General features: G+C 34.5%; 12 protein-coding genes. 6 read left to right on the top strand and 6 right to left on the bottom strand.

Annotated features, from left to right (window positions below; translation table 11 throughout):
• Window positions 1–195 carry a hypothetical protein gene (locus IPK14_01505; GenBank protein ID MBK7992114.1) on the bottom strand — a complete coding sequence of 65 codons (195 nt, stop codon included), beginning with the start codon at window positions 193–195 and terminating at the stop codon, window positions 1–3.
• Here IPK14_01505 and IPK14_01500 point away from each other — a divergent pair.
• The 4 genes from IPK14_01500 (at window position 185) to IPK14_01485 (ending at window position 3947) form a co-directional block, all read left to right on the top strand.
• Window positions 185–433 carry a hypothetical protein gene (locus IPK14_01500; protein MBK7992113.1) on the top strand — a complete coding sequence of 83 codons (249 nt, stop codon included), beginning with the start codon at window positions 185–187 and terminating at the stop codon, window positions 431–433. The two genes, IPK14_01505 and IPK14_01500, sit on opposite strands and share 11 nt — an antisense overlap.
• A gap of 283 nt (window positions 434–716) precedes the next feature.
• Window positions 717–3191 (top strand): PBP1A family penicillin-binding protein, encoded by a 2475-nt coding sequence (locus IPK14_01495; protein ID MBK7992112.1) that lies wholly within the window; start codon window positions 717–719, stop codon window positions 3189–3191.
• A gap of 2 nt (window positions 3192–3193) precedes the next feature.
• Entirely contained in the window at window positions 3194–3697 is a 504-nt protein-coding gene (locus IPK14_01490; protein ID MBK7992111.1) for a hypothetical protein, read from the top strand.
• 1 nt (window position 3698) lies between these two features.
• Window positions 3699–3947, top strand: coding sequence for a hypothetical protein (locus IPK14_01485; GenBank protein ID MBK7992110.1), 249 nt, complete (start codon window positions 3699–3701; stop codon window positions 3945–3947).
• 11 nt (window positions 3948–3958) lie between these two features.
• Here IPK14_01485 and IPK14_01480 read toward each other — a convergent pair whose 3' ends face one another.
• The 3 genes from IPK14_01480 to IPK14_01470 all read right to left on the bottom strand — a co-directional run bounded on the left by IPK14_01480 (window position 3959) and on the right by IPK14_01470 (window position 6587).
• Window positions 3959–4858, bottom strand: a complete 900-nt coding sequence (locus tag IPK14_01480) for a formylglycine-generating enzyme family protein (GenBank protein MBK7992109.1) — start codon at window positions 4856–4858, stop codon at window positions 3959–3961.
• A gap of 149 nt (window positions 4859–5007) precedes the next feature.
• The gene (locus IPK14_01475) at window positions 5008–5532 is read right to left on the bottom strand and encodes a DinB family protein (protein ID MBK7992108.1); all 525 of its coding nucleotides are present in this window, start codon (window positions 5530–5532) and stop codon (window positions 5008–5010) included.
• Between the two features lie 419 nt (window positions 5533–5951).
• Complete coding sequence (locus IPK14_01470) at window positions 5952–6587, bottom strand: hypothetical protein (GenBank protein ID MBK7992107.1); 636 nt, start codon at window positions 6585–6587, stop codon at window positions 5952–5954.
• 401 nt (window positions 6588–6988) lie between these two features.
• Between IPK14_01470 and IPK14_01465 the strand changes: the two genes are divergently transcribed.
• Together IPK14_01465 and IPK14_01460 are read left to right on the top strand one after the other, a co-directional pair.
• Complete coding sequence (locus IPK14_01465) at window positions 6989–7273, top strand: hypothetical protein (protein MBK7992106.1); 285 nt, start codon at window positions 6989–6991, stop codon at window positions 7271–7273.
• Window positions 7274–7497: 224 nt separating this feature from the next.
• Window positions 7498–7941 carry a TerB family tellurite resistance protein gene (locus tag IPK14_01460; GenBank protein MBK7992105.1) on the top strand — a complete coding sequence of 148 codons (444 nt, stop codon included), beginning with the start codon at window positions 7498–7500 and terminating at the stop codon, window positions 7939–7941.
• 41 nt (window positions 7942–7982) lie between these two features.
• On the opposite strand, the gene IPK14_01455 is transcribed toward IPK14_01460, so the two are convergent.
• Both IPK14_01455 and IPK14_01450 read right to left on the bottom strand, forming a co-directional pair.
• On the bottom strand, window positions 7983–8243 hold the full coding sequence (locus IPK14_01455) for a GntR family transcriptional regulator (protein ID MBK7992104.1): 261 nt from the start codon (window positions 8241–8243) through the stop codon (window positions 7983–7985).
• Between the two features lie 256 nt (window positions 8244–8499).
• A complete protein-coding gene (locus IPK14_01450; GenBank protein MBK7992103.1) occupies window positions 8500–11313 on the bottom strand; it encodes a PBP1A family penicillin-binding protein in 2814 nt (937 codons plus the stop codon).
• Between the last annotated feature and the right edge of the window lie 244 nt (window positions 11314–11557).

Raw genomic sequence — 11557 nt, 5'->3', positions numbered from 1 at the left:
TTACACTTCTGGAACAGGTCGCCCCATCGATCGATAAATTGCTTCTATTTGTTCTTTTTCTGCTAAAGATTCCTTATGTGTTGGATCTAGTTCCAAAACACGCTTAAAAAGCTTTAATGCTTGGCGATATTTAACAAATGGTGGTAAAGCTTCATCATACTCTATTTTACGTCCTAGTTCATAAGTGGCTTGCACTAATTTTTTCTTATTTTCTGCATTACTAGGATTTTTCTCATACTCTTTTTCTAAATTAACCAGTTCGGCAGGCTTTTCTGGCTCTGGAACTTTGGTGTTTGCTCCTGCGGCTGGTGCAGCAGCAGTTGTATCCCCTCCAGATGTTGGAGAACTACCATATGTGCCACCAGATGTTGTACTTGCTGGTTTTACTTCTCAAGAATTAATTTTTTCATTTTCATTTACTGGTTTAGGCTGATTTCCATCACAAGCCACAAAAAACACAACAAAAGCTAACGCAATCACAAATTTTTTCATAAAATTAAAATCTCCAAAAACTATAACTTATTTATATTTTGTAGGGTTAAAATTTCCATCTAGCCTAGCACAAAACTATTTTCCTACCCAAACACTTACAGCACAATAAATCCTGTAACACTTCAACTACAAACTGCTATAATCAGAATTTATTAGCAACAGAATTTAAGTCGTTTCGTATCTTTTTGCAAAGATTCCCTCTAAAGTAACCAAGGACAAAAAATATGGTAGAACGAGTAATTAATCAAAGAGTGACCCCAAAAAGCAAAAGATTGTGGCGACGTATTTTTACACCCAGACTTGTCTTTTGTTTAGGTATTCTAGTATTAGCTATGACAGGGATTTTTGCTTACTTTTATGTTATTTATTCTGAAATGATAGATGCAAAACTCCAAGGTGATATTTTTGTTCGTGCTACTGGTATTTATACAGCCCCAGTAAAACTTAGAGTAGGCCCTTATACTAAAAAGGCTGAATTAACTGCCTATTTAGACCACATTGGTTATATTAATGATGCAAAGTTACGAGACCCAAAACGAGGTTTTTACACTGCAACAGATAATTTAATAGAAATTGATCCTAGTGATAACACTAATATTGATGAGCAGATTTTTTTCCCACATTTACAAATTAAATTTTCTAAGGATGGAAAAAACCTTAATTCTATTTATGATTTAGATAGCAAAAAAGAACTTTCAGAAACCATTATTGAACCAGAACTGCTTACATCTGTTAATAGCGATAAAGAAAAGCGTAAAAATATAGAATATAAAGACTTACCACAAGAGTTAGTTAATGCAATTGTATCAATAGAAGATCGTCGTTTTTTTGATCACCCTGGAATTGATTTTCGCGGTCTAGCCCGTGCAATTTGGCGCAATCTTTCAGAAGGCGAAGTCCAACAAGGAGGATCAACTGTCACCCAACAATTAGTCAAAAATTTCTTTTTAACCTCAGAGCGAACTTTTAAGCGTAAATTCTCTGAAGCTTTTATATCTGTTTTGCTAGAAACTAGACTAGAAAAAAAGCAAATTTTTCAAATGTATTGCAATGAAATCTACCTAGGTCAAGACGGGAGTTATTCAATTAATGGTTTTGGAGAAGCAGCAAAATTTTACTTTAACAAGGATGTTAGCCGCCTTAATTTATCTGAATCCGCTTTTTTAGCTGGCATTATTCGCGGCCCTGGTTATTACTCCCCTTTTCAACACGCTGATAGAGCAATCCAACGTCGCAATCAAGTTATTGATTCAATGGTTGTAGCAAATTTCCTAGACCCACAAAAAGCAGAAGAAGTTAAAAAGTCGGATTTGCAAGTACGACCTAAATCATCTAGTAGCAATGCTGAAGCCCCATATTTTCTAGATTATCTACAAACTAAAGTAAATGAAGAATTAGGAGATCAGATTTTTACTCAAAACTCTTATCGTATTTATTCTACAATAGATATGGATCTTCAACGTGCTGCTGACCAAGCACTAAGAAACGGCCTAGCACAACTAGAAAAAGATAATAGCAAACGTTTTAAGCCTGGTTCTTTACAAGCAGCCTTGATTGCTATAAATCCTAAAACAGGTGAAATTCTTGCAATGGTTGGTGGTCGGGATTACAGCACTAGCCAGCTTAATCGTGCTATTGAGGCTCGCCGTCAACCTGGTTCAGTCTTTAAGCCTATTGTTTACACTGCTGCACTTAATACAGCTTATGAAGAAAAAGATGACAAAATAATTACTGCCTCATCACAGTTTTTAGATGATAAAGCTACTTTTAGCTTTGGTGAAGGAAAAACTTATGAACCTGACAATTATGGGGAAAAATACACTGGTGAAAATGTTTCCCTACGTTATGCCTTAACCAAATCTCTTAATGTTGTTACAGTTCGTGTAGCAGAACAAACTGGCTATAATAAAGTAGCTAAAATGGCTGAACGCTTAGGACTACCTAAACCACAACCTTTTCCATCCATCGCTTTAGGTACAACTGAAGCAACACCTTTTGAAGTTGCACGTGCTTACACAACTTTTCCTAACCTAGGCACAAGAGTTGAGCCATTTGCTATTAACCGTGTAGTAAATTCTGATAGTAAAACTATTTATCAAGGTACAACTAAAAATCAACAATCTATTTCTCCTCAAGTAGCATTTATTATGAATTCCATAATGCAAGATGTTATGAATAAAGGAACAGGCGCACGCGCTCGCACACTAGGCTTTAACGCTCTAGCAGCAGGAAAAACTGGAACTAGTCGAGATGGTTGGTTTGCTGGTTTTACACCTAATTTAGTTTGTGTTGTTTATGTTGGCCTTGATGATAACTCTCAATTAGGTATAGAAGGTTCAAAATCTGCTTTACCTATTTGGACAGAGTTTATGAAAAAAGCTTTAGCAAAGCGTCCCGACCTTGGCGGTCAAGAGTTTCCTAGTCCTAAAACTGGACTTACTCAAGTAACCATAGACGCTAAAACAGGTCTTTTATCCGCCCCTGAATGTGGTGGCGAATCTTATGATGAGTACTTTATTACAGGCACAGAGCCAAAAGATTATTGTAGTACTAGTTCAACTTTTCCTGTTGACGATGGTGAAGAAGGCTATATCCCTCCAGATAATGACACTGTTAGTATTAAGGAGGATGACACCCGGCCACGTCGTCAAAGAGTAATAAAACAAATTTTCAAAGAAATATTTAAGAAAAATAATTAGCAATGGTTAATTTTTGTCAAATTTTTTTATCTGCATTTTTACTAGTAAATCCTTTTGTTTTTAACTTAACTTTACCTAAGCAAGATATAGCTAACAATACTTCTAACACAAAAGTAGTTAGTGAAACAGAAGCTATCTCTCTAGCAGAAGAATTTATTGTTAAAAATGGTTATACCCAAACACCTGCTATAGAAAAAAGCAAACTTACTCCAGAACTTTATGACAAACTAATTACTTTTGAACAAGTTATGAAGTTAAGACATAACAGTCTAAAACCTAAAGCTTATGGACTTATAAAAAAACGGCGCACGGGTCAAGGATGGACAATAGTTTTTACTAGAACTCCAAACAAAGAAGTTAACCCTGATAATGGTCGTGGCGTTTCAATGAATTTAGATGGAACTAATATTTTAATGGAACCTGTAGAATTTCCATTAAATACTGTAGATAAACAGCTTGCCGCAGAAGAAAAATCAACAAAGATAGAAGATAATTTGGAAAAATAACATGAAACCTGTTTTTTGTACCTACTGCAACACTCATATTTATAACTATACTGGTGCAATAGATAAGCTAGAAATAAAAGCCCAAAACTTTGTTCCAACTAATACTAAATTTAAGGTGCCAGAAAAAGGCCAAGAAATTGTTTGCCCCAATTGTGCTATAAAATTTGTTGGTATTTCTAACCAAAATAACCAAATCCGTATGATTATTGATTGGCACTATCAAGGAAGCGGTGATGTTGGTTCGCTTTGATCCTAGAAAATTTATTTGTTAGTGTCTACTTCACTAATAATTATACGAAATCCTATTGTAGGACTTCCTCCCTTTGGTGTGGCGCGGTTTCGGTGAGAAATCCTGCTAGCTCTAAGACTTTCTGCCCAAGACCCTCCACGAATAACTTTAAGATCTCCTGTTAATGGCCCAATTGGATTTTCCTTTGGGCTTTCTTGATAATATTGTGGGCCGTACCAATCTAGACACCATTCCCAAACATTTCCTAACATATCATATAAGCCTGTTGGACTAGGAGCATAACTAGCAACCTTAGTTGTTGGAAGCAATTCTCTAGCAGCAAATTCTAGCGTTGTACCTACACCAGAACCTTGTGCAGCATATTCCCATTCTGCTTCAGTTGGAAGGCGGACTTCTTTTTCCAAAATTTTGCTTAACCACTCACAATAATCAACAGCATCTTGCCAACTAACATTAACAATAGGATGATTTGGATAATCTCGCATATAAACGCCTTGCCAGTGAGGGTCTTCTGGCAATTTTCGTTTAGTAGCCTGACAAAAAGCTAAAAATTGTACATTGGTGATTTCTGTTCTGCTAATGGAAAAGGCTGCTACACTTATTTCATGTTGCGGTTGTTCTGTAATTGCTCCATCACCTTCTGCACTTCCCATTAAAAACTTGCCCGCTGGTAAACTAACAAATTCTGGTATAAGTACCCCATCCTTATCCACACCATAAACATTATTAGTAACTTTTAAGTCTGTCTTAAAAACTCTTGGTTTACCTAATTCTTCAGGCTTTGTTTCTGAAAGCAGCGATGGCAATGGATTACGAGAAACATATCTTCCTAAAAATATAATAGATACTCCAAAAACTACCAACGCAATAATAGCTAATAATTTATTTTGGCGTGAAAGTAAAGAACTCAAAATATTACCCCTTAAAATTATTTATGTAAGCAATTACTTATTAGAGAATAAACTTAATCTTGTAAATTTAGATAAGTTAAAAGTCTATTCCCTAACAAAAAGTTTTTCAACCTAGCTTATACTCTATATAAATTTAAGGAATAAATAAATTAAGCATAAACTGGACTATAAGCTTGTTTATGCCAGTTTTTTAATAGTTCTACTTGTCCTTGGTGATGAGATTTATGGCTAATTAAATGCCAAATTACCCAGTTAACTGGATAATCTTTTGAAACTCCTTCAGGAGTTTTTATAGAAAGATAACTTACTGAAGACAAATGTTTTATTTTTTCTAGAGTGTGATAATTAATAGTTTCTAGTAAATCTAAATACCAGTTCAATGATTTATTTGGAGCAAAACTCAAATTATTTGGTTTTGTATCATCCCAAAGATATTGCTTGGCTTCTTGATTAAGTGGTTGACCTGACCATAGAACCTCACTGTAAGCAATATGTAAAAGCAGTGTACCAATATTTGGTGTATTAACTAAAGGCTGCCAACTTAATGCAGATTGAGGAAGTTGTTTGATTAAATCTATTAGTTGATTATGAGTTAAGGTTAATTTGTTAATACAGTCCTCAAGTAGATCTGAACTTGTTTCTAGTTGATTTAGTGCGACAAATATATTGTTCACAATGTCCTCCTTACTACTTTTTTATTAAAGTAGTAGAAAAAACTAAAAGCTTTAAAAACTAAAAAGCCCTGCGCCAAACACGCAGAGCTTAAGTAAAAAGCCTTTAGCTGTTTAGCTGTTTTTAACGTGGAGCAATTTGCTATAAATCGCCACAGATCCTAATTTGCCTAACAACATAGCTAATCTTACATAACAAAGTCAAGAAAAATTTTCGGTAGTGCTAAAAAAGTAAGGCTGAATAGAAATTCAGTATTGCCTAGAACGCAGGTTTAGAAACGAGTTTCGGCCAAAATGAATTGTCCCTCAGCATTACATTTTACTCACTACCGTAATTAATAGGTAATTAAAAGCAAAATAAGGCAACCAACTCAAATTGGTTGCCTTATTTTATTAAAATCTATTGTACTTAAATCTAAAAATTAAGCGCGAAGCATCATCATATCTGATTGTGGTGGGCTTAAGAACCCGCCAACTTTGCCTAAAATGTCTTGTACTTTTTGTGCTGCTGCTAATACGTTAGAAATGCCGCCGCTAACATTATTTAAGCCATTGGTGTTAATACCAAAGTTACCTAAGAATTTGGAAACAGAACCTAAAATGCCTTGTGCGTCTTGTGCAAAGCCTGTGCCTTTGGTAATAAGGTTGCTAGCTTTGCCAACGATGTCCATAACTTTTTGACCTATAGAAGTTTGGCCTAATAATTGACCTGCTACTTTAGCAACGCCGCCTAAATCGCCTTTGAATAAGTTACTAACAATGCCACCTAAACCTGAAGGATTTTTGAGAGCGGAAGGAAGATTTTTAACTAAATCCCCAATGCCAAATTTACCAGCCATACCACCAAATACATCTAAACCTGTTTTAAGTAAATTTTTGACGTTAAACCCGCCGCTGAGTAAGTTAGTTGCGGCTTTCGCAATCATTCCACCTAGAGGGGGAAACAGAGCATTACCTGCAAATCCTATTAAAGTTTTTCCTAAACCACTGGTTGCAAAACTCTTTACTGCATTAAATACACCACCTAAAGCTTTTCCAATTCCACCTAAGAATGCCATAACGAAATCCTCCTAAAAGTTTTTTATTAAATATAATTTTGAAATAATTTTTATTACAAATGTTTGTAATGTTATTTGTCTAACTTATCGAGCGAAAATTTTTAAAGTTGCGTATTAAATTAAAAAAGTTACAAATTACAAAGAATAATTATACAAAATTTCCAGATTTATTAATTTTCTTAACAAAAAGCAAAATTACAAAATCCCAAAAATAAAAAGTATACTGTCCCAAAATTGGGAATTTCTCTTAGCTTAAATAAATTATATTTATCAGTTTATTAATTTATTAATTGTATTAACTTCTTTTAATACAATAATATACAAATAGTATTTATTCTTAATGGACACTTGGCATTAGACTTGCGATATGACTAGGCTACAAAAATTTTAGGAGGCAAGTTATGGCTGCAAACCTTGATCTATATAAAACAACTATAAACACGCCACTAGTTTTTGCTGATAAAACCTTACAAGATCTGCTCCCCTGGTATATAAACTCAGAAAAAGAAACTCTAGTTTCTTTGGAATCTGCTTTAGAAAACAAAGATCTAGCTTTATTAATTTATCTTGGCGATATGCTTTATGGACATGGAGCTAGTTTTGGTTTTCCATTAGTAAGTAAAATTGGAAAAAGTATTGAACAAGCTGCTACTAAAAAAATTATCCTTTACTTGCTGCTCTTATAGAAACGCTAAAATTTTACTTACAAAGTGTAGAAGCCACATATTTATAACCCTTTAGCTATAAAAATTTTTGCGGCATCGCTACTAGCTCAGTAGGGCTATTTTAGCTAAAATAGCCCGTGCAACCTCAGCACTTTTTTCTAACATGCTAATCACCTAAAAAAGCATTATAAAACTTATTCTCTAAGGAGGGTGTACCAGTAATTTTGGTACTAATACATTATTAAATGGAAGAAATAGTCAATGATCTTTCATCTTATAGCCGAGAAGAACGCTTACAATTTTGCCGTATAGTTGCTAATATGATTGCCGCCGATCATAAAGTTACAGATGAAGAACAATCCCAACTTGCACTACTAGTTTGGCAAACAGGCTTGTCAATGTTTGAAGAAGATGTAGCAGAAGTAGTAAACAAAGAACTAGAAAATCCTTCCCCTTTATCAGACCTCATCTCGCATATTGAAAAACCTGATATGAAAAGGTGGCTTTATCGGGTAATGGTAGAACTAGCTTATGTAGATAATGAGTTAGCATCACAAGAAGCAGATAAGCTTAGAGAAATGGCCTCTATTTTTGGTCTTAATAAAGAAGCTGCCGAAAAACTAATTGAATGGACAAAAGAAAGTATTGAACTAGAAAGAGAAGAAGCAGAGATTATGAGCCGGTTGTAAACTTAAGCTAGAAACTTAGGCTAAAACCGGCTTAAGTTTTGTTATTTAACAGTATGTTCTACAACGGTATCACCAAAAAGGTTTTTCTTTTGACTTTTACTAAGTAATCCTGCAAGAACCATTTCATGATAGGCGCGAACAACTTCTCCTTCTGGAATGTTGTTTGCGCGAGCTATTTCAGATGCTCTTGGTAGTTTCTCACCTTTTTTTATTTGATTATCAGTGATCATAGTTTCCAGTTCTGTTTTTACTTGTACATAAATTGGGCCAGCTTGTGCAACATCTCTCATGGTTAACTTCATTACTTATTTTTCTCAGTATAGTATTTTTACTTCTATACTGCCTCCTCCCATTAATTAGAAATTCGCTAAGATTTTAGGAGTTGAGAAAGCACCCCTCTATTTTCTATTTAGCTATAAAAAATCTTATTTCTAGTTCTTGTGTTCCCAATATCCCAAAGTCTTTATAGATAGAATTTTAGATTAAATCAAGCAATACTATCCTATTTTTATAGAAACACTAACTTTAGTTACTTACTTAAATTTCAATAATACAATTTTATCTTTTAGTTCCTACTGTTGGTTTAGTTGTAGAATTATTTTTCTTAGTTTCTCCACTAGTAGATAGCCTAGTATTATTTACTACTCTTGGGCGACTAGAATTATTAGTTGTACTTGTTGGTTTAATAGAATTATTCTTTGGTGTAGCTATAGTTGGTTTAGTAGCACTGTTTTTTCCTGGTGTCGTTTGCGTTTTTGCGTCTGGTTTAGTTTTTATTGAAGGTGGTTTAACAGGTGGAAGAGAGTTTTTCAATGCTGAGTCTGGATCGCTAGTTGGTTTACTAGGTATTTTACCAGCGTTTTTAGCTGAAGGTAATGTACTAGAATGCGCAGAATTTTTATTATCACCACGAGAATTTTCTGCGTCATATCCAGGTGGTGGCGGTGGTGGTGGCAATGCTCCACCAGTAAAAGCAGATTTATCACCTGATAAAACTTCTGGTAAAGGGATATTACCTTCTAAACCATCTGTTTTAGAGGCTAAATAAACTTCTAATCTTTCTTTATATCTTTTTTCTTGGATTTTCTTTAGCTTTTCATCTGGTTCTGGGATTTCTGGAAATTTTTCAATTTCTTTATCTTTTAGATAGTATTTCATAAAATCTATCCAAACAGGTAAGGCAGATGTTCCACCTGTTTCACCACTGCCTAAACTTTTCTTTTCACCCTGATAACCAATCCAAAAACCAGCCACTAAACTAGGTGTATAACCAATAAACCAAGCATCTGTAAAATCATTTACTGTGCCTGTTTTACCAGCAATTTGCCTTTTATTAAGGTCTGCTTCTTTTTCAGATTTAATTCTTTTAGCTGTTCCCGCTTCTACTACACCTTGCATTAAAGAAACTACTGTACCAGCGACATGAGGAGAAAGAACTGGTGTTAGTTGTGGCTTTTCTTCTTCTATTAATTTGCCATTGCGGTCTGTAATACGCTTAATATAATGAGGCTTAGACCTACTTCCAAGATTAGGAAATGCACTATAAGCTGCAACCATTTCAATTAATGGAACTTCAGTCGCGCCTAAAGCAGAAGGTAGATAAGGGGCCATTGGGTTAGTAATTCCAAAGCGTTTTACAACTTCTGCACCCTTTTGTATACCAACAGATTGTAGCAATTTCACTGCTGGAATATTACGAGATTGAGCCATAGCTTTTCTTAAAGAAATTGCTCCCATAAAGCTACCATCGTAATTACGTGGCGACCAATCACCATAAGACACTGGGCTATCAATTACATATTCATCAGCTAGCCAACCATCTTCTAAAGCAGCAGAATAAATAAAAGGCTTAAAACTAGATCCTGTTTGACGATTACCTTGTGTAGCATTATTAAATTTAGAAAGGTTAAAATCATAACCTCCTACCATAGCTTTAATTTCACCTGTTGCTGCTTCTATGCAAATAAAAGCACCTGCAACTTGTGGTAATTGTTCTATAGTAACTGTCAACTCTTTCTTTTCTGGATCGACTTTTTTAATATAACAAATAGCGAGATCACCTTTTTTAAGTACTTTATTTAATGGCTCTTTAGTACCTGTAACTTCTTTAGGGGTTATTGTGGCTTTATATTCGCCCACTTTTATTTGTGCTAATTTATCGCTAACCTCCATTACTAAACCTTGAAGATACATTTTTTCTTTAATTTCTTGATCCCAATCCGAATGTTTATACTTACTTAAATCTTTAATATTTTCATCCTCTATTATATTGTGAAAATTACCACGCCATTTTGGATGTCGACGATCATAATCATGTAAGCCTTTGCGAACAGCTTGGACAGCTTGGAGTTGAGCTAGAGCATCAATGGTTGTGTAAACCTTCATCCCTGAAGTATGTGCAACTCTAGTTCCGTAGCTTTCTTCTAGAAATTGGCGGACTTCTTCAACAAAATATCCATAAGGTGAATTATTGTTTCCTGTGCGAGAATAAACATTTAATTTAATAGGTTTTTTCTTCGTTTTTTCTGCTTCATCTTTGCTAATAAAACCTTCTGCTACCATGTTATCTATTACCAAATCACGACGCATTTTAGCCCGTTTTACATCTCGTGTAGGTGAATAAGCACTTGGAGCTTTAGGTAGTCCTGCTAGAAGTGCCATTTCTTCTAACTCTAAATCTTTTATGGATTTACCAAAATAATATAATGCGCCTGCTTCTATCCCATAAGACCCTCCACCTAAGAAAATTTGATTACAATAAAACTCCATAATTTGTTCTTTGGTAAATTGTCGCTCAATTTGTAAAGCTAGTAGTGCTTCTTTAATTTTTCGAGTGACGGATTTTTCTGGAGAAAGAAAAAGCATTTTAGCTAGTTGTTGTGTTAGGGTTGAACCCCCTTCAACCGTAGATCCTGCTTGAAAATTGCGCCAGCCTGCACGCCCAATGCCTATTGGGTCAATTCCCCAGTGATGCTCAAACCGTGCATCTTCTATTGCCATAATTGCTTGTCGCATTTTTAATGGGATTTCATCATAACTAATAGGCATACGACGTTCTAAGGAAAACTCACCTATAACGGTTTTACCATCATCAGCAATAACCTGAGTTACTAAACTAGGTTTATAGTCTGCCAGTTGTTTAACAGCTTGAGCATCATAAGTTAGGCCATATTGATAGGAAAGTTCTAGCCCTGTTAATGTTCCTAAAATTATTGAAGTTAAAAATAATGCTAATAGTGTCCATTTAGAAAAAAATCTTTGTAAAAGTGTTGGTTTACTTGGAAGTTTTTCTGTAAGTAAAGTATTAGTTTTGACAACTTTAGATGATTGATTGGTGATGGGCAAATTGTTTGATTCTTGATTGTTTTCCATATCTTTTTCCACTGGCCTAAAAATTTTAGTTTGGATTAAACCTAACCAATTTTAGTTTGCAACTTTTTAGCTAAAAATTAAATATTTTAGCTAAAATTGGCTTTTAGCTAATTAATTTATTTAGTTATATCAACTAAGCAAATTAATTAGCTAAAAGTTAAATATTAGTCTTAAAAGCAAGCTATTTATTGCAAATAGGTGACTAATTATAATTGTGTGACTAAGATTGGTAAAGCAACAATCC

This window comes from Blastocatellia bacterium, assembly GCA_016713405.1.
GTDB lineage: Bacteria > Acidobacteriota > Blastocatellia > Chloracidobacteriales > JADJPF01 > JADJPF01.
This window is presented reverse-complemented; position numbering and strand designations above follow the sequence as displayed.